Raw genomic sequence first — 24,155 nt, 5'->3', positions numbered from 1 at the left:
GCATACATGCCGGAGCACCGCATCAGCGGAACCGACCATAGCGTCATTATTTTACAGACTTCCGCGCATCCTCGGCCTTGTGCATGGCCTCGAAGTCCGCCGCAAAATCCTTGAGGTGGGTACTCAGGTAGTGGTCGCCGTCCCGCGATGCGCCGTAGGACCACCCCATCAGGCGCTCGGCGAAATCGCCTGCCATCGGGTCAAAAGCCCGGCGCAGGTCGTTGCCGATCTGATACACCCACCAGGCCCGGACGATCGCGGCCTTGCGATCCGGATAGCGCTCCTGCCACGCGACCAGGGTCGGCGGCATGTCGACGTAAGGCTTGACCGCCTCGGGCACCGCGTGAGGATCGCCAAACACGCCGAGGCGGTTCGATTCGAGAAACTCGGCATTCCTGCGGACCAGCCCCGCGTCACCGAACAGCAGGCTGGCGAGGACGAAGTCCGGCGCCTCGCGGAACTTCAGCAGCGTGGCGGCCGACAGGCCCTGGCTGCGCCGCCAGTCGATGCCCTTGAGCACGGCGTCGTAGGTGGATGCGAAGGTGGCCACCACCACCATCGCCGGGAACAGCGCGGCGCCGAGCCCGATCAGGCCCCGGCCCGCCACGGCGGCGTCCCGGCGCAGGAAGATCGTCAGCGCGCCGAAGAAGGTCATCAGCGAATAGGCGGTGTAGTGCGGGTCGCGGGCCGCGCCGGTGCCGAACTTGGCGCGGCCGATGGCCACCAGCAGCACGAACACCAGCCCGAAGACGATCAGCGCCACCGGCAGCGCGTAGCCCGCCTTGTCCTGGGCAGCCAGCGCCTTGATGAGGGCGAGCCCCACGAAGACCAGCATCACCGCCCCGAAGCCAGCCACGCCCAGCACGCCCACATCGCCCAGGAAGGCGCCGTGGATGCCCACGAAGATGTAGCCGAAAGCACGCATCGAGAACTCGCCGCCGCCGCCCGCTCCGCCGCCGCCCTTGAGCAGCCAGACGGACACGAAGGCGCCACCGGCCAACACCGCCGCCACCATCCACAGACGGCTGATGCGGCTGCGGAAGAAGGCGCCGAGCTGATAGCTCTCGCGTACCAGCAGATACACCGCTGCCGCCAGCCACACGATCACCCCCTGGGTGGACGTGAAGCTCGCCAGCAGCGCGCTGGCCGCCGCCAGGGCCACCCACTGGCCGGCGCCAGCACGGCCTTCAAGGTTCTTGGCCCGATGCAGGCACGCCAGGGTGATCGCCAGCAGCAGCGTGACCAGGAACCACGCGGTCTGAAACCCCCACAGCAGGTTCTTGTGCTGGGACAGGGAGAACCAGATCAGCGACGACAGGGCCAGCCACAACGGCCGGCGGTCTTCCGGCACGCTGCGCCACAGCGCCGCGGCCATGATGCCGAAGGCCAGGGCCTGGATCAGCACGCCCGACACCAGCTGCAGCTTTGAATCGAAACCGCTCAGCAGCAGTTGCAGGCTGCCCACCAGGAAGGCGAAGCCGATGAGGTGCTCGTTGTGCTTGCTGAGCGCGAGATCCCACCAGTTCATCCGTCCGGCGTAGATCTCGCGGAAGCGGGCCAGCAGCTCCCATTCATCCCAGAACGGAACATTCACCCCAAAGGCCAGCACGAAGTACAGGCACAGCAGGAAGGCCAGCCCGACAACGGCGCCGGCGCCGACCCATTGTGCACGACCGGGATAAGCGGTCACAGCCAGGTTGTTTTCAGTCATCAATTCACCTCACCACGATTTGCCCGGTGGAAGCCTGCCGGTTCATTCATCAGCACCATCACTTGGCGTCGTGCAGCCGGACGTAAAGGTCTGCATGGGGCCCAAGGATGTCCTTCTCGTACTGGCTGCCAGTCAGCGCGTTGTTGCGTGCAAACATGAGCAGGTTCTTGCCCACTTCGGGCTGGCTCGGCGGGAAAGCCCGCTGCAGGTCGCCGTGGGTCTGGTAGATCCGCCACAGGGCGGTCAGGCCATCGGCGGTGGCCGGCTCGCGGCCGATCCAGCCAGCGAAGTCGTCCGGCAGCTTCAGCAACGCACGGGCATCGACCGGCAGCCGGTCGGAGCACAGCGGGGCCAGGACGTCACGGTTCTTGGTCAGCAGGAAGAAGCTCCAGTCGGCAAGGCCGCTGGCCGAGGTCTCCAGGTAAGGGTCGTCCTGCTGATCGCACGCCACGGCCATGCCGAAGCCCCGGGCGGTAATCTGCTCGTCGAAACGCCCCGTGGCATAAGGAACCGCCATCACCACGCTTGCCACGACACCGGTCTGGGCGACCAGGGCAAGGCCGCGCGCCGCGACGGAGGCGCCCGTCTCGAAATAACGGGAAGCGAGCAGCACGATGCCCGCCAGCACCGGAACCAGCAGCGGCGCTGCGTGGAAACGGTCGAGCGCCCACACGATGCCGAACTTGTAGCGCGCCAGCGTGAAACCGACCGCCATCAGCAAGGCGCCTGCCACCAGCACCACGCCCGCCCGCTCGATCGGCCGGGCGGCCTGCCGACGGACGATGGCAGCCACTGCCAGGCCAAGGGCGACAGCCAGCACCAGCGCGCCGAGCACCCAGGTGCTGCGCGTGCCGCGCACACCGAAGACGCCACCGAACAGCTGCGCGAAGTAAAGGATCAAGCCGCCGACCCCATCGTTCATCAGCCCACTTACTTCACCGGTGCTGGAGGTCAGGTAGGCCGAGACCACCACGAACGCCATCAGGAAGCCGCCGGCCCGGCCATAACGCCCGGGGCCGCCGAAGAGCAGGAAGTGCAGGCCCGCCAGCACCCACAGGAAACCGCCTTGTCCGGTGGACATCGTGCCCAGCAGGCACACCACGGCGACCCACGGAACCGCCCGGACGCCACGGAATTCCACCAGCGCAACGTTCGCCACCAGGGCCAGGCTGACCATGAACCACCCCAGCTCGAACGGCCACACCAGGTGGTTCATCTGGATCGGATGCAGGAAGACGACCATCAGCAGGACGGGCGCAACCCACCTCACGAGACGGCTGTTGCTGTCGGACAGCACGAGGGCCGAGAGGAGCAGCCCGCAAGTGGCCGCGATGAGCAGGTTGAGACCCACCAGCAGGTTGAAGCTGACCCCGAAGACCTTGAAGAGCAGCACCGTGACGAGGGCCTGGAAGCCGACCGGGTGCGGTCCGTTCTTGAGCGTCAGCACGTCACCAATGCCCAGTTCGCCGGTGATGAAGAGCCGACGAAACCAGTCAACGAGGAGGAAATCGTCCGCCTGAGGCCAGTCGAAGGCGCGGGAGACGACCCACGCCAGGAAGACCCCGACCAGCAGTACGGGCAGCGTGAGCGGCTTCCAGTCGAGCCTGAGCGGCAGACGGCGCTCATCGACAACCACCGGCTTGCGGACGCGCGGCGGTGCGGCAACGGGCTCTGGCTTGGGCGCGGCGACAGCCGGCACGACCGGCGACGGCGCGGCCTCGGGAAGCACGTCCTCAGGCGCCTCCGCCACCGGCAGGACGGCCTCGACATCGGCAACCGGCGTCTTCAACCGCTCACCGCCGAGCAGCACGCGGCGCAGGTATTCGAGGAGAGGCTGTTCCACGAACCGGTGAACCATCACGCCGACAGCCACCGACGCCCCCACCAGCACCAACAGCGTGAGCGGCCACTGTGCCTTGATCGCCTCTGCGGAGACGTCGTTACGCTTGAGCGTCTCGAGGATGAACTCGATGACGGTGATGTGCACGAGATAGACCGAATAGCTGGCATCCCCGAGCACCACGGCAAAGCGGCGGCGGAAGAAAGGCGAGCGCTCATGGGCGAACAGACCGATCACGAGCAGCAGGCTCGGCACGCCCCAGGCAAGCACGCGATCGATCCCGTTCGAGGTGTAGTTGAGGCTGAAGATGACGATCGCCGCGAGGGCGCTGGCCGTGCCGAGCTTCGAATCGATGACCATCCGGCGCTTCAGGAAGAGGTGCGCGAAGATCAGGCCGAACACGAATTCAAAACACAGACGGCTATCGAAGTAGACACCCGTCTTGCCGGGCACCGGGATCAGCACCAGCGACACGCAGCACATCACCAGCGCACAGAGGGCCGCCGCGTTCTTGCGGAAAAAGATGAAGATCGAGCCGAAGATCAGATAGAAGAACAGCTCGTAACCCAGCGTCCAGCCCGGGTAATAAATCGGATGCCAGCCGGTCCCGAAATCCGGCCACAACAGCATCGAACGCCAGAACGTCTCCCACTGGGGCAGGTCGTTCCACTCGAGGAACTTGAAGCCCAGGTAGGCAAAGGTCGCCAGCCAGTACAAGGGCAGAACCCGGATGAAACGCTTGGCGAAGAACGCATAGGGGGTCGTCTTTTCTCCGGTGGAGAAACCGATGACGATCCCGCTGATGATGAAGAACACATCCACGCCGGCCGCACCCACGCTGATCTGGGTGCCCGTAAAGCCGAGGGCGTGGTGGATCACCACGCCCACGCTGGCGATGAACCGGAGGAAGTTGATGGAATAGAACATGGCCGATCCTGTCTCTGCAGTGCCTTCAGGCGGCCCCGCCACGTCCGGCTGGGGGCCGTGGCGGGAAACCTCGAACGGGGAAAATGGCGTCCTCGCCGCTCAGCGGCCCAGAGGATGGCCCACCGCTCGGGCAGTCGCCTCCAGATAGGCCCGACCGAACTTCAGGTCGGGCTCCAGATACGAGCCTTCGGCCCACTCGTTCCAGGCGTTCACGAAAACCAGCCGCTCCTCGCCGACAAACTTGCGGCGGGCGTCCTCATAGCAGTCTCGCATCCAGCGCTCGTAGAGTTCCGGCGTCACGTTGTGGTAGATCGTGGCGCGGTTGCCATGGCGCGGAGTGTTGTCCCAGGCCAGCATCGGGTCGCGGTAGCGCTTGTACGGAACCGGCGGGCGGTTGCAGTAGTAATCGACGATCTTGCGATAGTCGAAGATGCGGCCCACGAAATCCGGCGACACCTTGAGCGGGCCCAGGTCGTCGAGCTTCAGCTCATCCGGCAGGATGAAGGTCGGCACCTCGTAGGAGGCGTCGAAGCCGATGGAATCCGGCGTGGTGAAGGGGTCGTTGCTCTCACAGCGCAGCAGGTACAGATCGCCGAAGCCGGCCTTGCGGGCTTCGTTGCGCCACAGCTCGGCGGTCATCGCCGGATCCGGGAACAGATCGGTGCGATAGACGATCAGGAGCGGCTTGCCATCGACGCGGATGTAGCGCGGATCCTCGAAGGCCGGGAAGAGGTTGCGGATGAAGGCGAGGTCGTCTTCCGGGCAGTGGTTCTGCGGGACGATGATCTCCTTCGACATGCCGTCCCAGCGGCGAGTCCAGTTTTCGTTGGCCCAGCAGAAGCAGAAGGGCATGTCCGGCTTGCGGCTGCGCAGCATCTGGTCGAGGGGCTTGTTGAGCAGGCGCCGGCCGTTGAACCAGTAGTAGTAGTAGCAGAAGCCGTGGATGCCGTGGGCCTTGGCCAGCTCGGCCTGGTGTTCCATGACTTCCGGCAGGCGCAGGTCGTAGTAGCCCAGTTCACCCGGCAGACGCGGCTGGTACTGGCCCTCATAGAAGGCGCCGGACTTGCCCACGTTGCGCCACTCGGTGAAGCCCTTGCCCCAGGCGTGGTCGTTCTCGGGGATCGGGTGGTACTGGGGCAGGTAGAAGGCGATCAGGCGCGGATCGACATCCTGACTGGCCGTGGGCTTGGCCGTCTCAACGACGGAAATCGCCGCAGCAGGCGCCGCAGCGCCCTCGCCCAGGCCCTTCACCACCGCGTCGCGCACCGGCTCGTAGCCCAGCGCAGCGGCGGGGCCATCGCTGTTGCGGGCGAAGATGATGTTCTTCTCTTTGCCGAAATCACCGCTGTAGGGGTTGTAGGTCTTGAAGCGCTGGAGCTGGCCGATGAGGATCACCGAGCGGGTGCCCACCGCGTTGGCAAAGTGGCCGGGGCCGCTCTCGACGCCGACGAACAGCGCGGCGCGGCGGATGATCTCGGCGGCCTCGAGGAGCGTCGTGCGGCCGCAGAAGTTGTGGTAGCCCTTGGGCACGTCATGGATGTTCGGCGAAAGGCCGATCTCGACCACGTCGTAGCCCTTCTCGATGACTTCGAGGGCGAGGCGCTTCCAGTTGGCGAAGTTCCAGTCCTTCTCGTCGGCGTTCGACTTGGTGTGGAACACCACGTAACGCTCGGGCAGGCCCAGGCCATCGACGGTGGTGCGGGCCACTTCCGGGATGTAGATGCGCGGCGCGTCGTCGGGCACCTCGATGCCGGCCCCCTTGGTCATGGCCTGCAGCAGGTTGCCATGCACGAAGTGGGTGTCGCCGGTGATGGTTAGATCGCCCTCGGTCTTGTTGAGGGGAATCCGGCAGCTCTGGCAGATGCGACCGTTCACGTGCAGATCGACGATCTTGTCGAAGGCGCCGTGGGAGCGCCACTTGAGCCAGTCGGTCAGGCAATCGACGGCGATGGTGTTGTCGATCTCGGGATGGTTGTCGATCAGCTCGCGGAAGATGTCGCGCACGACCCACGAAATCTCGGCATCCGGGTACTGCTTGCGCAGGTGACGCACCACCGGCTCGCAGGCCACGATGTCGCCGAAGTGCTCGACGAGGCCGATGCCGATGTGCATGCGCTCGCCCTTGCCGGCGCTCTTCATGCGGCCGTGGCCGAAGGTGACCGCGCCGCCGCCGCTGCGGCTTTCCGACTTGCTGCGGCCGATGCCCTGGCGGGCAAAGGCCAGCTGGGTGCCCACGTACTGGCGCATCTGGGCGCCGCTCTGGGTGGAGATGAGCTCCTGCACCGCCAGGCGCACCGAGTGCGAGCCCTTCAGACGCCACAGCTCGGCCACGTCGCGGCCGAAACGCCAGTACAGGCCCGGGTTCTTGATCGCCCGGCGCACGTAGGGCCGCGCCGCCGAGGCAGCGGCCGCCACCCGCGAGGTGCGCCGAACCTTCAGGGCGCCGAGGCGGAACTTCGCCTCGCAGTTGGTCGGATCGACCCGCAGCGCGCGCAGCGGGTAGTGGAAGAACAGGAACAGGCTGCTGCGCCCGCCCACGGGCAGCGGCATCAGGCAGGTCTTGCTCTCGCTGAAGCCCGAACCGTCGTCCCAGAACAGCTGGGGCCGGCGGGCGTTCTCGATGAACTCCAGTTCAAGCTCGACGTGCACCCAGCCCTGCAGGCCGCCCTGGCCATTGGCTTCGAGATCCACGTAAAGCTGTGGATCGTCACCAACCGAAGTCCAGGTGCCCGACGCCTCGTCCTTGACGAGGTCGTTGGTCGGTGTCAGCGGAAGGTTCATCCAGACTTGGGACATTTTGCGACTCTTGAAGAATTGAATGGGGTGATCGGTCGGGCCGCGCTCAGCGCCCACCGGAAGGTTTGGGCGTCAGGCCGAGCGCCGACGCGGCGCGCCAGGCGCGGGAGTTGACCACTTCGGTGTGGCGGCCCTGCCAGACGCGGGTTTCCTCATCAGCGGCGGCAACCGCCGCCGTGAGCGCGTCGATGTGCGCCGCCTGATCAGCAAGACGCATGTCCCGCTCGGCGACTGCAACATCAAGGCGGCCGATGCTCGCATCCCGCTCGGCGACTGCGGCTTCGAGGGAACGGATCGTTGCGTCCCGTTCGGCTACGAGGCCTTGCAGGTGCTCGATCGCGCCCTGCAGCCTGCGGATCTCGGCATCGCGTTCGATGGCGAGGCGCTGGGTCTCTTCCAGGGCTGCCTGGGTCTGGTCGAGGCGCGCGGACACCGCTGCGGTCTCGCCGCTGCGGGCGGTGGCCAGGGCCTGGACGTCTTCCAGCGCAGCCTGGGTCATGTCCAGCCTGGCGGTGAGGGTTGCAACCTCGTCGGCCCGGGCACGGGCCAAGGCCTGGATTTCTTCGAGCGCCGCCTGGGTCTGGTCGAGCCGGGCGATCAGTTCGTGCTGGTCGCCACCGCGCTGACGGGCCAGGGCCTGGGCGTCGTCGAGGGCGGCCTGCAGGTGTTCGACCTGGGCACCCCGCGCCTCTGCCAGCGACTGGGCCGTGGCCAGGGCCTCGCCGTGGCGGTCGAGATCGGCCGAGAGCTGGCCGACGCGGGCCTGCAATTCGCCCAGGGCGCTGCGCAGGGAGCGCTGGGTGACACCGCCAAGCAGACGGGCGACGGTCATCCGCTCGTCCGGCCTGTGGCTGGTCACCGCGCGGATGGCGTTGCCCAGGCGAGTGGCGCCGTCGGCGATCTCCACCAGATCGTTCATCGCGAAGATGAAGGGCTTGCTGCGATTGCCGACAAACTCCAGCGCATCGGCCCGCAGGCAGCGGAAGGCGGCATCGAGCCCGGCCTGCCAGCGGACCACGGCGTGGTCGGCGCGCCCTTCACGGAAGGCCAGCACGCCGGCGCGCAGTGCAGCATCGGCCTGCTTGGTGCCAAGAGTGGGCGTGATGTGCAGCACGTCGGCGTCCACCACCGCCTGATAGGCAGCATCGGCGCCGGCCGCATCGCCTCGGGCTTCGAGGAAGCGCGCGCGCAGGTAGTCCAGCGACACGCACCAGCGGCGTACATGGGGGTTGGCGTCGGCGTGGCCGGCGTCGAGATAGGCACCAACCCGGGCGAGCCAGTCGTCGGCGGCCGCGCCGGCCGGGCCGGCATCTTCGAGCATCCGCCAGCCGGTGACGGTGAGCCCGGCGCCCAGATCGGCGGAGCCAGCGCGGGCGCCGGCCACCACGGCCTGCGCGAGCGCCAGCAGCGCGGATTTGTCGCGGATACGCCAGGGCAGCTCGACCATCGCGTGGACCAGCCACGAGCGGTCGTAGTGCTCGGCAAAATCGACCAGATGGGTGGCGCCCTCGAAACCGGTGTGGATGGTTTCGTCGTAGGGCCGCGGCGCGTCGACCAGGGGCGACTTGCTGGCGCACACCAGCCACCATTCGCCTTCGGTGGCAGCGGCGGCATCGAGCCCGACGGCGTCAAGCTTGCGCGGCTGCGGGCGCCAGACGCGGTCGGCGCCGGTCTTGCAGCCGCTGGCGGTGAGGCTCCAGGCGGATTCCACCACGAAGTGCGCGGCAAGCTCGTCACGCACGCGGGCCCAGTCGTAGACGTGCAGGTGGTGGGGGTTCGGGTCTTCGCCGGTCTCGTCGGCCCAGTCGTTGGGCACGCTCACGAAGATCCGCCCGCCGGGCTTGAGCACGCGCTCAAAGGCCGCCAGCAGGGCTTGCGGGTCGGTGACGTGCTCCAGCGTTTCGAGGGACACCACGAAATCGACGGAGGCATCCGCCACCTCGTCCAGCGCTTCGGGCAGCGATCCGCAACGGAAGTCGACGCGATCGCTGGCGTAGTTGCGCCGGGCGAAATCCACCGCCCAGTCGGAGAGATCGATGCCGGTGATCCGCGCCGCCGGCGACAGACTGGCCAGCACGTGGCTGCCGTAGCCCAGGCCGCAGGCGGCGTCGAGCACGGTGTCGCCCGGACGGACCAGTGTGGCCGCCAACTGGTAGCGCACCACGTGGGCGTCGGAGCGCACGCCGGCTTCGCGGAGCATGTCGCTGTGCAGGTCACGCTCGCGCTTGAGCCGGTCGGGCGTGTCGCCGTCGGCAAACACCGGCGGACGGTAGTCGAACAGCGCCCAGCATTCGGTGTTGCTGGCGTCGAGCCGGGCATAGCCGAAGAGTTCGGTGGTGGCCGGGTGCTTGATGTAGCCGTGGCCGATCATCGCCGCCTCGACCCGCGCCCGCAGCGGCGCGGTTGCCTCGGCCGCATCGCGGCACACCACGAAGGCCGGATGGGCGCCGGCATCGACGGGAATCACTTCGCCACGGACCAGCTCATCGAGCGTGGTGACGATCACCCACGCATCCCGCGGGCCCGCAGCCGGGCAGGCCATGCCGCGGGCGGCGAGGCGTCCGGCAAGCGCGGCAGCATCGCCCGCCAGCCCGACGCGGCACACACCCAGCGCGTTGAAGACCGCTTCGCCCAGCGATTCGAGGTAATCGGCAGTCATCATCTACTTGGAAAACGCGTAGTTGAGCTGGATGTCGCAGACACCGCCATACCAGCGCTTCAGTCGGTCCATCGCCACGTTGAAGAAGGCCGCTTCGTCCTTCCAGTGCAGCATGCGCTGGTAGCCGGGCATGAACATCTCTTCCTCGCAGACGTAGGCCTGCACCTCATAAAAGCCTTCGCCCAGCAGACAGCGGAAGCTCATGTCCACGACGAACTCCTCGCCCGCCTCGAACTGCTTGTGCCACACACCCTCGTAGCCCGGATTGCCCTGGGCGGCATTCAGATCGGCCGCAAAGGTACCGCCGGAGTAAACCTTGACGCCCTCGCGGTTGCGCAGGCGGATGCCGAAGGACAGGCGTGTCTGGGGCTTCACGAAGTGATAGGTGACGCTGACCCGGATCTCGTCGTCGGGGTGCACCGTGCCCAGCGACGGGCTGCCGTTCACGAAGACATCGACACGCTTGATGTAGGCGTCGAAATCGCCAAAGGACGATTTGTCCTCCACCAACTCGGGCACCGGCGCCGCGGCATCGGCGGATTCGGCCGGCGCTTCGGGCGGCGGCTTGTGGGTGCTGGCGTAGCGGACTTCCTCTTCGTGGAGGCGCCGGCGGTATTCGAGGACGATCTCGGACGACGGCCCGATGGCCCGGCAGTGGCCGCCATCGAGCAGCACCGAACGGGACGTGAGGGTGCGCACCACTTCCTGGTCGTGGGAGACGAACAGCAGCGTGCCACCACTCGACAGGAAGCGCTCGAGCCGCTGGTAGCAACGCTTCTGGAACAGCGCGTCGCCCACCGCCAGGGCTTCATCGACGATCAGGATGTCCGGCTCGAGCTGCACCTGCACCGCAAAGGCGAGACGCACGAACATCCCGCTGGAGTAGGTCTTGACCGGCTGGTCGATGAACTCGCCGATGTCGGCAAAGCCGGCGATGTCATCGAAGCGGGCCTCGATCTCGGCCTGGCTGAAGCCCAGCAGGGCGCCGTTGAGGAAGACGTTCTCGCGGCCGGTGAATTCGTGGTTGAAACCGGAGCCAAGCTCCAGCAGCGCGGCGATCCGCCCGCGAGTCTCGACCCGCCCTTCCGTGGGCGACAGCACGCCGGTGACGATCTGGAGCAAGGTGCTCTTGCCGCTTCCGTTCTTGCCGACGATGCCCACCGACTCGCCCTTCTCGAGCTCCAGCGAGATGTGACGCAGGGCCCAGAAGTCGTGGGCGTAGTGCTTCGGGTGCAGGCCCAGCAGGCGATGGGCCTGGGGCAGGATGAACTGCTTGAGGCGATCCCGCGGGTTGGCGTAGGTCTGGTAGCACTTGCCCACGTCGTCGAGGGTCAGGACGACGGATCTAGATGACATCGGCAAACCCCTTCCGCGTCTTCTGGAACCACGCAAAGCCCAGCCACGCCACCAGCGTGCTCGCCGCCAGGCTCGCGCCGAGCAGCGCCCAATCGGGCTCGCGCCCCCAGATCAGCACATCCCGGGCACTCTCGATGGCCGGCGTGAGCGGATTGAGGTTGAGCAGCGGACGAAACTCCTCGGGCAGGGCGGTGACCGGAAAGAAGATCGGCGACAGGAACATCAGCGCGGTGGTGAGGATGCCGATCAGCTGCGACACGTCACGCAGGTAAACCCCCAGCGAGGCGAGGAACCACGACAGGCCCAGCGTGAGCAGCACCAACGGCAGCATCACCACCGGGAAAAGCAGAGCCGTGATGCCGGGCACCCCGAACAGCGGCACGTAGAACAGCAGCCACACGCCGAGACTGATGAGCATGTGGAAGATCGACGAACCCAGCGCCACCCAGGGCAGGATCTCCAGCGGAAAGATCACCTTCTTGACGTAATTGGCATTGGCGAGGATCAGACCCGGCGCGCGCGTCACGCACTCGGAGAACAGGCCGAACACCAGCATCCCGGTGAACAGCACCAGCGCGAACTCGGTCTTCGAGTCGCTGCCCGCCCCCCAGCGCGCCTTGAACACCACGCTGAAGACGAAGGTGTACACCGCCAGCATGAACACCGGATTGAAGAAGGACCACAGGATGCCGAGCATCGAGCCCCGATAGCGGCCGATGACTTCCCGCTTCACCAGCGCGGCAATGAGGGCCCGGTTACGGACCACGGAGGCGATCAACTCGCCCGGACTGATCGAGAAAGCCCGCATCAGCAGCACGCCTCCGCAGCGCTTCCCGACAACGCGCTATTTACCAAAATCAAACCCACAGCAAGAATCCGTTTTCTTTCTTGTATCGCAGCAGCCCGCATCAGGCCGCGCGTCTCTTCAATTCGTACGGCGCTCAGAGCCGCCCCAGCAGTGCCAGCGCAAACAGGCTGAGGCTTCCGCGCCACGTCTGGCGATACACGCCCGCGCGCAGGAAGCCCATCACTCGCGGCACCAGCCAGCGCCCGCGACCCTCCTCGAATGCTGACAGGCAAGCCCGACTGTCGGGCGTGAGGCTATCGGACAGCCGCGCCAGCGCCCGCAGGTTGCCGTCGTGCCATTTCTGCTGCCCACCGCCCAGTGCCCGGAGCACCCGGCTCGCCATGGCACCCCAGGTGAAATTGCCACCGATGACATTGCCTTCATGCTGACGGTAAGACAGTGATGGGCAGGCATCATACCTGACCACACCGCCACACCCCGAGACGACGAGGTAGATCCACCAATCGTGCACTGCCACATCGACGTCAGCGCCGGCCTTCATCAGAAGGCGCCGCGCCGCCGCATTGAAGACCATCGTGTTGCCCCCGGCAATGCTCTGCACGAGGGCATTGCGGAAGGCCGGCGGCCTTGCAAACAGCGGCGACAGACCCAGCTCGCGGCCATCCCGATCCACCAGCCGGACCCGCCCGCAGTACAGCGCGGGCACCGACTCCGGCACGGTTTCAAGCCAGGCCAGCGCCCGCTCGAGCTTGTCTGCATCCCAGATATCGTCCTGATCGGCAAAGGCGAAGTAACGCGCGTCGATATCGGCACGGCACGCCAGGTGCAGGAAGTTCGCCACGAACCCACCCTTCGGCCCCGCATCACACTGCACGCGCCCGGAAAGCGCCCCCGCGTAATCGCGGAGCGCATCGCGCATGACAGTCGAGGAAGAGTCGTCGGAAATCCAGAGTTTCCAGCCGGTGACGGTCTGGGCAATAATGGATTCGAGTTGGCGCCCGAAGAATTCCGGCCCCTCGTAGGTGCCCATCAGGATGGCCACGTCGGGCCGGGTCATGCCGGCATCCTTTCGCGCAACGTCCGAACGCTCAACCCACCGAAGCAAGCACAAACAACCAACGCCAGAGCCCCCGAGTTCCAGATTCCTCCGGCACCGCTGGCCGGCCGCATGCAGCCTTGCAAAAACCTGTCAAATTTATCACGAACCAGCCTGCTGCGGCGCACCAAAAGCGTGGTCGCAGACCGACCCTCCTCCCCCAAGACTGCTCATGTTTCACCCCATCGTCCCCGCCCGGATCGTCCTGACCGACGACAACACACCTTACTCGCCCACCTATGACGACGTCTATCACACCACCGCGGGCGGACTCGGACAGGCGCGACAGGTCTTCCTGGATGGCAACAGGCTTCCTTCGCGCTGGATCGGGCGCGAGCGCTTCACCATCATTGAGACGGGCTTTGGCCTCGGCCTGAACTTCCTCGCCACCTGGGACGCCTGGCGCAGCGATCCGGCGCGTTGCGCGCAGCTCCATTTCGTTGCGGTGGAGAAGCACCCCTTCTGCGCCGAGGACCTGGCGCGCCTGCAGGCAGCGTGGCCCGAACTCGCCCCGCTGGCAGGCGAACTGCACCGCCACTGGCCGGCGCTCACGCCGGGGACGCACCGGCTTCATCTGGACCGCGGACGGGTCGTGCTGACGCTCATTTTTGGCGATGCCGTCGACGCGCTGCCCCAGTTGCACGCGGCAGCCGACGCCTTCTTTCTCGACGGCTTCTCACCCGCGCGCAATCCAGACCTGTGGTCGCCGGCCGTGCTTGCCCAGCTCGCCCGACTGGCCGCATCGGGAGCCACGCTGGCAACCTGGTCGGTTAGCGGCAATGTCCGCCGTGGTCTTGAGACGGCCGGCTTCGCGCTGGAGTGTCGCCCGGGCTTTGGCGGCAAGCGCGAGATGCTCACTGGCCACCGCGCGGATGCACCCGCCGCCGACTTGGTTCAGCCCCGCCGGGCGCTGGTGATCGGTGCCGGCGTCGCCGGTACGTCGGTGGCCGAACGCCTAGCCGCCCGCGGCTGGCAGGTCACCGTGATCGACGAAGCCGACGGCCCCGGACAGGGCGCCTCGGGCAACCGGGCGGGCGTGTTCCGCCCCCTGCCCAGCCTCGACGACAACCGCCTCGCCCGCATCACCCGGGCCGGATTCCTCTACGGCCGGCATCACCTCGCCCGCCTCGCAGAGGCCGGCCACCCGGTGCGCTGGGCGCCCACCGGCGTGCTCCATCTGGCCCGCGACGACAAGCAGGCCGGCAAGATGCAGGCCGTCGTCGAGGCCCACGGCTATCCGACGGATTACCTGCGCTTCGCCGATCGGGACGAAGCCGCCAAACTGGCCGGCTGGCCGGTGGAGCAAGGCGGCTGGTGGTTCCCGCAGGGCGGCTGGATCCAGCCGCCGACCCTGTGCGCGGCCAATCTGGCGGCGGGCGGCGAGCGCATCACCACGCGGTTCGGCCGCCGGCTGACGAAGCTCGAACGGCGCGACGACACGTGGCTCGCCCTGGACGAATCCGGCGCCGAGATCGCCCGGGCGCCGGTGATGGTGCTCGCCAACGGCGTCGGCATCCGCGCCATCCCCGAAGCGGCCAGCCTGCCGGTGCGGCCCGCCCGCGGTCAGGTGTCGCATCTGCCCGCCACGCCCGGCGGCGCGCCGGAGGTCGTGGTGTGCCGCGGCGGCTACGTGAGCCCGGAGGTAGACGGCATCCGCTGCGCCGGCGCCACTTTCATCGCCGACGACGACAGCACCGAGCTGCGCGAAGCCGAGCACCGGGAGAACCTCGACAAGCTCGACGGCATCCTGCCCGGCTTCTCCGCCCCCTTCGATCCGACCAGCCTCGACGGCCGGGTGGGCTTCCGCCCCGCCTCGCCGGACCGCCTGCCGATGGTCGGCGCGATGCCGGCGGTGGCCAGCGTCGACCGCAATACGCCGCTCGCCGACATCCCCCGCCAGCCCGGGCTGTTTGCCGCCACCGGCTTTGGCGCCCGCGGGCTGGTGTGGGCGAGCCTGGTGGGCGAGCTGCTGGCCAGCCAGATCAATGGCGATCCACTGCCCCTGGAGCGGGATCTCGTGGATGCACTCGACCCGGCCCGATACCTGCTCAAGCCGCCGCGCCCTGGCGCCGGCAGCGAGGAATAGGCCCCCACGTCATTCCGGATGATTTTGTAAGCGGCCATTGCCGCGGTGCGCCATACCCGGGCGGCAGCGTTAAGCTGTGAACTCGAACGGAGAACCCACCATGAGCACGACCCCGAACAAACCCGGCCTGCACCCGATGCTGTGGGTGGCTGCCGCATCCGTCACCGCCGTCAGCTTGGCCGGCGTCGCCAAGCTGGCGGGCGTCCTGCCTGATTTCAGCAAGCCCGCCGAGCCCGAAAGCGTGGCGACCGCCCCCGCAACGCCCATCAAGCCGATCGAGGCGCCCCCGCCCATCGCGGCCGCCGAGCCCGCTCCGGCGCCCGTGGTCGAGACCAAACCCGAGCCGCCCGCGGCCAAGGCAGAGCACGTCGCACCCGCCCCGGCCAAGACGGCGCCCCCGAAACCCAAGCCCCATCCCAAACCAGCCCAGGCTGCGGTCATCGGCGATCCGCCGCCGGCCGACGCAGTGCCTGCACCTCGCGACGCACCGCCCCCGGGCGAACACGCCGGCCGTCGGGTCGCCGATGCGCCCCCTGCTCCTCCGCCCGTCTGCCGCGACTGCGGCGTGATCGAGCACATCGAGGCGATCCAGCAGAAGGGTGAAGGCAGCGGCATCGGCGCCATCGGCGGGGCCATCCTCGGCGGCGTGCTGGGCCATCAGGTGGGCGAAGGCTCCGGCAAGCAGATCGCCCGCATCGGCGGCGCGGTGCTGGGCGGCCTGGCCGGCAACGAGGCCGAGCGCCGCTACCGCACCATCAGCCACTACCAGATCACCGTGAAGCTCGAAGACGGCACCCGCCGGGTGATCGAGCAGCAGAGCGCACCGGCATGGCGCGTGGGCGATCCGGTGCGGGTGCGCAACGGTCAGATCGTCGCCGGCGCCGAACAACCCCGCCGCAGCGCGGATTTCTGATCCTTCTCCGGCCGGCTCGCAAAGCGGCCGCCCCAAGCAAAAAGCGCGACCCGAGGGCCGCGCTTTTTACTTGTCGAACGCCTGCCGACGCCGGGCTTACAGCACCCGATCCAGCCGCGCCAGCACCCGCTCGCGGCCCATGGTTTCGAGCACCGCATCGATGGACGGCGTCTGGGGCTGGCCCAGCAGCGCCACACGCAAGGGGATCGCCACCTGAGGCATCTTCATGCCGTGGGCGGTGCAGGTTTCCTTGATCGCAGCGCTCAGCAGCGCCTTCTCCCAGACCACATCGGCCAGCTTGCCGCGCAGGGTGGCGAGCGCGGTGCGGGCGGCGTCGGTGAGGTGCTGGGCGATGAGCTCGGGCACCGGGTGCAGGTCGATGTAGAAGGGCTCGACGGCATCGGCAAGCTCCACCAGGGTGGACACGCGATCCTTGTACAGGGCGATCAGCGCCTCCAGGGCCGGGCCGCTCTCGGGATCGACACCGCGCTGGGCGAGCCGGCGCGACACATCCGCGGCCAGCCGGGCGTTGTCGGTCTGCTTGATGTAGTGGGCGTTGAGCCACTTGAGCTTTTCGGTGTTGAACTGGGCGGCGGACGGGGTGATGTGATCCAGATCGAACCATTCCACCAGCTGCGCGCGGGAGAAGATCTCGTCGTCGCCGTGGCTCCAGCCCAGGCGGGCGAGGTAGTTGATGACGGCCTCGGGCAGGTAGCCGTCGTCGTCGTACTGGGTGACGCTCACCGCGCCGTGGCGCTTGGAGAGCTTCTGGCCGTCGTCGCCGAGAATCATCGACAGGTGGGCGTACTGGGGCACCGTGGCGCCCAAGGCCTTGAGGATGTTGATCTGGCGCGGGGTGTTATTCACGTGATCGTCGCCGCGGATGACCTGGGTGATGCCCATGTCCCAGTCGTCCACCACCACGCAGAAGTTGTAGGTGGGCGTGCCGTCGGCGCGGGCGATGATGAGGTCGTCCATCTCGGCGTTGCCGATCTCGATGCGGCCTTTCACCAGATCGTCCCAGGCCACGACGCCATCCGTCGGGTTCTTGAAGCGGATCACGGGCGACACGCCGGCGGGCGGCTCCGGCAGCACCTTGCCGGCCTCGGGACGCCAGCGGCCGTCGTAGCGGGGCTTTTCGCCGCGGGCGCGCTGGGCTTCGCGCAGGGCGTCGAGCTCTTCGGGCGGCATGTAGCAGGGGTAGGCGGTGCCGGCGGCCAGCATCTGCTGGATGACTTCCTTGTAACGGTCCATCCGCTGCATCTGGTAGAACGGGCCTTCGTCCCAGTTGAGGTCGAGCCAGCTCATGCCGTCGAGGATGGCCTGGACGGCTTCGGGCGTGGAGCGGGCCACGTCGGTGTCCTCGATGCGCAGGATGAAGGTGCCGCCGTGGCGACGGGCGTAGGCCCACGAGAACAGCGCCGTGCGCGCCCCCCCGATGTGCAGGTAGCCGGTGGGGCTGGGGGCGAAGCGGGTGCGGACGGTAGAAGCCATGGCGGAGATCCGGGTGAAGACGAAAGCCGCGATTCTATCAAAAGCCCCATCGCCACCGGCCCGCCGGAAAGCAGAAGGCCCGGTGCATGACCGGGCCTTCTGCCTTGGGCTGATCTGTGTGCAGATCAGATCGCCGATTCGTTGGTCTCACCGGTGCGGATGCGGACGACCTGCTCGACCGGCATCACGAAGATCTTGCCGTCGCCGATCTTGCCGGTGCGGGCGGCCTTGATAATCGCGTCCACGGCCTGCTCGACCACATCGCCGGCAACCACCACCTCGATCTTGATCTTGGGCAGGAAATCCACGACGTATTCGGCGCCGCGGTAGAGTTCGGTGTGACCCTTCTGCCGGCCAAAACCCTTCACTTCGGTGACGGTCAGGCCGGTGATGCCGACTTCGGACAGGGCCTCGCGGACTTCATCCAGCTTGAAGGGCTTGATCACGGCTTCGATTTTTTTCATTGGCGGTCTCCAGGAAACGATTCTGCATTCTAGCCCGAAAGGCTGGCCCGGGGCGTTCCGGGCCTCGCCAACGGGATGCTGAAAGGAAGGTTCAGGCGTCGCGGTAACGCGACGTGATCGGGTAGCGCCAGTCCTTGCCGAAGCCGCGCTGGGTGACGCGCACCCCCGGCGGCGACTGGCGGCGCTTGTACTCGTTGCGACGGAGCATCGCCACGGCGCGGTACACGTCCACCTCCGGGTAGCCCTGGGCGACGATCTCGCGGGGCGACAGGTCGTCTTCCATGTAGGCGGCGATGATGGCGTCGAGCACCTCGTAGGGCGGCAGGGAATCCTGGTCGCACTGGTCGGGCTTGAGCTCGGCCGAAGGCGGACGGGTGAGGATGTTGTCGGGGATCACCGGGCCGCCGGGCTGAGCGTTGCGCCAGGCGCACAGGCGATAGACGAAGGTCTTGTAGATGTCCTTGATGACCGCGAAACCGCCGGCCATGTCGCCGTACAGCGTGGCGTAGCCGGTGGCCATCTCGCTCTTGTTGCCGGTGGTGAGCACGATGGCGCCGGTCTTGTTGGAGAGCGCCATCAGGATCATGCCGCGGATGCGCGACTGGAGGTTCTCCTCGGTCGTGTCTTCGGGCAGGCCGGCAAACTGGGGCGCCAGCATCGCGGCGAAGGTCTTCATGGCCGGCTCGATGGCGATCTCGTCGTAGCGCACGCCGATGCGGCGGACCATCTCGCGGGAATCATCCAGGCTCATCTGGGCGGTGTAGGGCGAGGGCATCATCACCGCGCGCACCTTGTCGGCGCCCAGGGCGTCGACGGCGATGGCCAGGGTGAGCGCCGAATCCACGCCGCCGGAGAGGCCGATCAGCGCGCCGGGGAAGCCGTTCTTGCCCAGGTAATCGCGCACGCCCAGCACCAGCGCCTGATACACGTCGGCCTCGACGGGGCGCTCGGCGGGCACGCTGCGCTCCTGCCAGCGGCCGTCGGCGAAGTGCAGCAGAGAGAGCTCTTCGGCAAACATCGCGCCCTGCCAGGCCAGCGTGCCGTCCTCGTCGAGGGCGAAGGAGCCGCCGTCAAACACCAGTTCGTCCTGGCCGCCCACCAGGTTGCAGTAGGCCACCGGCAGGCCGGTGTCGGCGATGCGCTCGCGCAGCACGTCGTAGCGCAGCTGCTGCTTGTTCATGTGGAAGGGCGAGGCGTTGAGCACCAGCAGCAACTCGGCGCCGGCTTCGCGGGCACCGTCGGCGGCGCCGGCTTCCCACACGTCGGCGCAGATGTTCACGCCGATCTTCACGCCCTTCAGCTCGAACACGCAGGCTTCAGTGCCGGGCTCGAAGTAGCGCTCTTCGTCGAACACCTCGTAGTTGGGCAGGCGGTGCTTGAAATAGGTGTGGGTGATGCGCCCGTCGCGGATCACCGCGGCGGCGTTGTAGCGCTCGCCGCCATACAGGGCCGGATAGCCGACCAGCACGGTGATGCCCTGCACCTGGGTGGCCAGGGCCGCCAGCTCGTCGGCGCAGGTGTCGATGAACGCCGGCCGCAGGAGCAGATCCTCGGCCGGGTAGCCGCACAGGGCGAGTTCAGGGGTGAGGACCACATCGGCGCCTGCGGCCTTGGCCCGGGTCACCGCTTCCAGGATCCGGCGCGCATTGCCGGAGATGTCGCCCACGACCGTATTGATCTGGGCAATCGCGACGCAAAGTGGGGTTTTCATGGGGCGACACTATACCGCAGCGCAGGCCCACAAATAACCGCTCAAAAGCACTGGAGGACCGCCCACACCCGCGAGAAATCGCCCTGCGCCAGATCGTCCTCGTGAATCCAGAAATAGATGTTTCCGCCGTCGCCCCACATCATCCCGAGTGCCTCATCCGACCCCACCTGTAGCAGTAGACGCCAGCCGGCGGGGTCGAGGCCCGACCGCTGGCGCAGCGACTCGGCCACCCGCTGACACTCCTCCTCCATCGTGTCGTCCTGGATGTTGGCCGGGTAGCCACCCATCTGGTGGAAAGCGTGCTCGCCATAGGCGCCGTCCCTGAGCTCGTCGAAGCGATCGAAATTGTCATCCGCCAGCCTGCTCCAATCCACGCCGATCCGCTCAAAGCTCGGAACGGTGCGAATCGCCCGAAAACCCACCGCAGCCGCAGCAAACCGAAAATCATCCGGCAGCGCATCGGGCATATCACGTGGAGGAGCAGTGGGCCGCTGCGCCAGGTGGATCACCTGCCAGCCGGGGCCCTCACCCCGGTCGAGCGCATCGGGCGGCAGGTCGGGGTCGTAGAAGAAATACAGGCAGCCCTTTGTCGGCAGGCCTGGCAACACGACGGGCGCGCCCGGAATCTCGGCGAGATCGAGCTGGGCCAGAAACGCCATTGGCCCCTCGCAGCCCATTGGCCACGCCATGTCGTCCGGCAGATTGGGCTGTCCGCCCACTTGCGACCAGCCTGCAGAAGCCGCAGGCACCAGTTGCAACGCCGGCCGTTGCTGCGCCAGCAGAAGGTCGAGGGCTTCGTCGGTGGACATGATCGGTTCGACTTTATGGTTTGGCGCAAGAGACGTGGGCGCCGGCAAGCCCGCGTGGCAGGCATGGATCGGGTCGGTCGCCGACGGAGCTGGCTGTGGCCGTGGGCCCTCGGTGACAGACTCTCCCGACTCATCAATACAGCCGACCTCCCGAAAACGCACCGCGTAACCAATGCCCGCACTTTCGATACGCCGCTTGAAAGTTTCGGTGACAAACACCTCCCCTCGCGTCGAGTCCTCAAGTGTAAAGACCTCCACGTCGAGTAAAGCTGGGTCGGTCAGAACAATTTTCCGGCAACTGAATATCAAGGCGCTCTCCGAGGAGAACCGTCGGAAGTCGCTCCGCTCGGGGTCATACGCATGCGTGGTGCGCAGAACATTGACGACGTACCAAGGTTCATCTTCGATCAGGATTGGGAGCAATTCCCAGTCGGCCGAAGGGTCAGGCAGCAAAACGGGCACCGCAGCGGCACTTATCAGCACGCCCCCACACCCTAGGCAAACATCGGGTCGCCCTTTTTCTGGCTTTGGCTTCACGTCCCGATCCCAACCAAAGGAGACAGAGCACCATGAATCAGCGAATTGGCGGCGATTGATCTCCAATCGCGTCCGTTCATGGAAGGTAGGATCATCTGGATAACCCAAGAAGAAGTACCCTCCCATGCCCTCTACGATATAAACGTTCAAGTCACCCCCGCAAATAGTTATGAACCCGAGTTTTGTTCTTAAAGGCACCTCAGCAAGAATATCAACGAGATCAACCCGGCGATTATTTTGATGCCCCAACATTTCCACCCCGCCATCGCCGAGATCCCGGCCGACCAGTGGGACGCCCTCGCTGGCGATCAGCCCTGCCTGTCCCATGCCTTTCTGGCGGCGCTGGAGTCGTCCGGCTGCGTGGCGCCGGGCACCGGCTGGATGCCCCAGCACGCGGCGCTGTGGGACGGCGACCGGCTCCTGGCGGCGATGCCGCTCTACCTCAAGCACCATTCCTACGGCGAATACGTGTTCGACTGGGCCTGGGCCGACGCCTACCGGCGCCACGGGCTGGATTACTACCCCAAGTGGCTGTCGGCCCTGCCCTTCACGCCGGTGCCGGGCCTGCGGGTGCTGGGGGTGGATGAGGCGAGCCGGCGGGCGCTGATCGCGGGGGTGATCGACCACGTACGCGATTCCGGCGCGTCGTCGCTGCACGTGCTGTTTCTCACTGCCGAGGAAGCCGGCTGGCTCGCCGAGGCCGGGCTGGAGATCCGTCACGGGGTGCAGTTTCACTGGCAGAACGCCGGCTACCGGGATTTCGACGACTTCCTCGCCCGCCTCGCCCAGCCCAAGCGCAAGAAGATCCGCCAGGAGCGGCGCAAGGTGGCGGAGGCGGGGGTGACTTTCCGGGTGCTGCGCGGCGCGGCCATCGGCGCGGACGACTGGGCGTTCTTCCACGCCTGCTACTGCCGCACCTACGCCGAGCATCGCTCGTCGCCCTATCTCACGCTGCGCTTCTTCGAGGATTTCCACCGCGCCCGGCCCGACGCCTGCGTGCTGATGATCGCCGAGCGCGACGGCACGCCGGTGGCGGCCAGCCTCTTCCTGCAGGACGCCGAGGCGCTCTACGGCCGCTATTGGGGCGCGACGGAGTTCATCCCCTGCCTGCACTTCGAGGCCTGCTATTACCAGGCCATCGACTACGCGATCCAGCACCGCCTCGCCCGCTTCGAGGGCGGCGCCCAGGGTGAGCACAAGCTCTCCCGCGGGCTGGAGCCGGTGCGCACCACCTCGGCCCACTGGATCGCCGACCCGCGCTTCCGGGACGCGGTGCGGCGCTTCCTGGCCCAGGAGCGCGACGGGGTGGATGGCTATCTGGACGAGCTCACCGAGCACCTGCCGTTCAAGCGGCAGGACGGGTGATCAGCGGGCGCCGCAGGCGGCGGGCTGGAGCTTCTCCTCGCGGATCGGCAGATTGACCAGCGCGGCGAGCCCCGCCAGCACCATGTCGGCGTACCACATCCAGTCGTAGTTGCCGGATTCCACCAGCGCGATACCGCCCAGCCAGGCGCCGAAGAAGGCGCCGATCTGGTGGGACAGCAGCGTGAGTCCGAACAGCGTGCCCAGGTAGCGCAGGCCGAACAGCTTGCCCACCAGCCCGGCGGTGGGCGGCACGGTGGCAAGCCAGGTGAGGCCCAGGCCAATGGCGAAGACGTAGAAGGTCAGATCCGTCTTGGGCGAAACGAGATAGATACCCACCATCACCGCCCGTGAGGCGTACATCCACACCAGCAGCCACTTCATCCGGTAGCGCTGCCCCAGCGCGCCGGCCGACAGGCTGCCGACGATGTTGGCCAGCCCGATCAGCGCCAGCGACAGCGCCGACACGTTGGCCGGCAGGCCGCACAGGTCCACCGCGCCGGGCAGGTGGGTGACCAGGAAGGCGATGTGGAAGCCACAGGTGAAGAAGCCGGCGTGCAGGCACCAGTAGCTGCGGTCGCGGAAGGCCACGCGCAGCTGTTCGGTGAGGCTCATGCTCACCGCCGCGCCGCCCGCCGGGTGCTCGGCCTTGTGGCGCAGCGGCCACGACAGCAGGATCGTCAGCAGGGTGACCGCGGCGAGGCTGAACAGGGCCGTCACCCAGCCGTAGGCGCCGATCAGAAACTGCGACAGGGGCGCGAAGACGAACTGCCCGAACGATCCGCCGGCGTTGATGAAGCCCGACGCGAAGGCACGTTTGTCAGCAGGCAGGCGCTGGGACACCGCCCCCAGCAGGATCGAGAAGCTGCCCGCCCCGGCGCCGGCGGCCACCAGCAGGCCGACGGTGACGGTGAGCGCGAACTCGCTCTCGACGAAGGGCGTGAGCGCGAGCCCCAGGGCCATCAGCGCCGCACCACCAAACAGCGATCCGGCCGGGCCGTAGCGGTCGGCGATGGCGCCGAACACCGGTTGGGACGCCCCCCACACGAACTGCGACACCGCCATCGCAAAACTGATGCCGGTGATGCCGATGCCGGTGGCGGTGTTGATCGGCGACACGTAGAGCCCGAGGGACAGGCGCACGCCCACGGTCACCATCAGCACCGCAGAGGCGGCCAGGATGAGGGGCCAGTACGACGCTGGCGTCGGCGGATTGGCTTGGGACGGAGTCATCGGAAAACGCGGGGGCTGACGAAAAACAGCCGGCCAGCATCCACCGAAAGCCCGGCCCGGTCAATCAGGGCTTGTGAGCATCCAGGATCGCCTGGGCTGCGGCGAAGTCATAACCTTCAACCGCCTGCTCGAAGCGGCCCATGTCGGCCCCCAGGCGGGCCGCCAGCAGCGCGGCGGAATCGCGCACCATGCGCTGTACGGCCACGTTGCCGTCGGCCAGGAGCGCGTCGATCCGCACCACGGCCTGCTCGACCGCGGCGGGATCGGGGGCGACGGCCTCGGGCGGCACGTCGACCGGCAGGGCCCGGATTGCGGCCACGAGGGCGGCCTGGGCAAGGGCCACGTCGTCAAGC

At 67.3% G+C, this 24,155-nt stretch carries 16 protein-coding genes; 3 read left to right on the top strand and 13 right to left on the bottom strand.

Annotated features, from left to right (window positions below; genetic code table 11):
- Positions 1 to 46: 46 nt before the first annotated feature.
- From QQK25_RS07255 to QQK25_RS07225, 7 genes are all read right to left on the bottom strand, one after another.
- Positions 47 to 1,711: a hypothetical protein gene (locus QQK25_RS07255; protein ID WP_284187338.1), complete on the bottom strand. Its 1,665-nt coding sequence runs from the start codon at positions 1,709 to 1,711 to the stop codon at positions 47 to 49.
- Between the two features lie 58 nt (positions 1,712 to 1,769).
- Complete coding sequence (locus tag QQK25_RS07250) at positions 1,770 to 4,478, bottom strand: acyltransferase family protein (protein WP_284187337.1); 2,709 nt, start codon at positions 4,476 to 4,478, stop codon at positions 1,770 to 1,772.
- Positions 4,479 to 4,577: 99 nt separating this feature from the next.
- The gene (locus QQK25_RS07245) at positions 4,578 to 7,274 is read right to left on the bottom strand and encodes a glycoside hydrolase family 99-like domain-containing protein (RefSeq protein ID WP_284187336.1); all 2,697 of its coding nucleotides are present in this window, start codon (positions 7,272 to 7,274) and stop codon (positions 4,578 to 4,580) included.
- Positions 7,275 to 7,320: 46 nt separating this feature from the next.
- Positions 7,321 to 9,933, bottom strand: a complete 2,613-nt coding sequence (locus tag QQK25_RS07240; RefSeq protein ID WP_284187335.1) for a methyltransferase domain-containing protein — start codon at positions 9,931 to 9,933, stop codon at positions 7,321 to 7,323.
- Between the two features lie 3 nt (positions 9,934 to 9,936).
- Positions 9,937 to 11,289, bottom strand: a complete 1,353-nt coding sequence (locus tag QQK25_RS07235) for an ABC transporter ATP-binding protein (protein WP_284187334.1) — start codon at positions 11,287 to 11,289, stop codon at positions 9,937 to 9,939.
- Positions 11,279 to 12,097 carry an ABC transporter permease gene (locus QQK25_RS07230; protein ID WP_284187333.1) on the bottom strand — a complete coding sequence of 273 codons (819 nt, stop codon included), beginning with the start codon at positions 12,095 to 12,097 and terminating at the stop codon, positions 11,279 to 11,281. Before QQK25_RS07230 ends, QQK25_RS07235 begins: the two co-directional genes overlap by 11 nt.
- 133 nt (positions 12,098 to 12,230) lie before the next feature.
- Positions 12,231 to 13,154: a glycosyltransferase family 2 protein gene (locus QQK25_RS07225; protein WP_284187332.1), complete on the bottom strand. Its 924-nt coding sequence runs from the start codon at positions 13,152 to 13,154 to the stop codon at positions 12,231 to 12,233.
- A 211-nt stretch (positions 13,155 to 13,365) separates the two neighbouring features.
- Between QQK25_RS07225 and mnmC the strand changes: the two genes are divergently transcribed.
- Together mnmC and QQK25_RS07215 are read left to right on the top strand one after the other, a co-directional pair.
- The gene (gene mnmC / locus QQK25_RS07220; protein WP_284187331.1) at positions 13,366 to 15,279 is read left to right on the top strand and encodes a bifunctional tRNA (5-methylaminomethyl-2-thiouridine)(34)-methyltransferase MnmC2/FAD-dependent 5-carboxymethylaminomethyl-2-thiouridine(34) oxidoreductase MnmC1; all 1,914 of its coding nucleotides are present in this window, start codon (positions 13,366 to 13,368) and stop codon (positions 15,277 to 15,279) included.
- A gap of 100 nt (positions 15,280 to 15,379) precedes the next feature.
- A complete protein-coding gene (locus QQK25_RS07215; RefSeq protein ID WP_284187330.1) occupies positions 15,380 to 16,192 on the top strand; it encodes a glycine zipper 2TM domain-containing protein in 813 nt (270 codons plus the stop codon).
- A gap of 96 nt (positions 16,193 to 16,288) precedes the next feature.
- On the opposite strand, the gene gltX is transcribed toward QQK25_RS07215, so the two are convergent.
- From gltX to QQK25_RS07195, 4 genes are all read right to left on the bottom strand, one after another.
- Entirely contained in the window at positions 16,289 to 17,686 is a 1,398-nt protein-coding gene (gene gltX, locus QQK25_RS07210) for a glutamate--tRNA ligase (RefSeq protein WP_284187329.1), read from the bottom strand.
- Positions 17,687 to 17,811: 125 nt separating this feature from the next.
- Complete coding sequence (locus QQK25_RS07205; RefSeq protein WP_284187328.1) at positions 17,812 to 18,150, bottom strand: P-II family nitrogen regulator; 339 nt, start codon at positions 18,148 to 18,150, stop codon at positions 17,812 to 17,814.
- Positions 18,151 to 18,241: 91 nt separating this feature from the next.
- Complete coding sequence (locus tag QQK25_RS07200; RefSeq protein WP_284187327.1) at positions 18,242 to 19,861, bottom strand: NAD+ synthase; 1,620 nt, start codon at positions 19,859 to 19,861, stop codon at positions 18,242 to 18,244.
- 41 nt (positions 19,862 to 19,902) lie between these two features.
- Positions 19,903 to 21,459: a YwqG family protein gene (locus QQK25_RS07195; protein ID WP_284187326.1), complete on the bottom strand. Its 1,557-nt coding sequence runs from the start codon at positions 21,457 to 21,459 to the stop codon at positions 19,903 to 19,905.
- Between QQK25_RS07195 and QQK25_RS07190 the strand changes: the two genes are divergently transcribed.
- The gene (locus QQK25_RS07190; protein ID WP_284187325.1) at positions 21,448 to 22,572 is read left to right on the top strand and encodes a GNAT family N-acetyltransferase; all 1,125 of its coding nucleotides are present in this window, start codon (positions 21,448 to 21,450) and stop codon (positions 22,570 to 22,572) included. The genes QQK25_RS07195 and QQK25_RS07190 overlap by 12 nt on opposite strands.
- Here the strand turns inward: QQK25_RS07190 and QQK25_RS07185 are convergent, their stop codons facing one another.
- Together QQK25_RS07185 and QQK25_RS07180 are read right to left on the bottom strand one after the other, a co-directional pair.
- A complete protein-coding gene (locus QQK25_RS07185; RefSeq protein WP_284187324.1) occupies positions 22,573 to 23,802 on the bottom strand; it encodes an MFS transporter in 1,230 nt (409 codons plus the stop codon).
- A 64-nt stretch (positions 23,803 to 23,866) separates the two neighbouring features.
- Positions 23,867 to 24,155: hypothetical protein (locus tag QQK25_RS07180; RefSeq protein WP_284187323.1), on the bottom strand; the 289-nt coding region annotated here is incomplete at its 5' end.

Origin of the sequence: Zoogloea oryzae, assembly GCF_030161255.1 — a bacterium.
Classification (GTDB): Bacteria; Pseudomonadota; Gammaproteobacteria; order Burkholderiales; family Rhodocyclaceae; genus Zoogloea; species Zoogloea oryzae.
The sequence above is the reverse complement of the archived record's forward strand: the minus strand, read 5'-3'. Positions and strand labels throughout refer to the sequence as shown.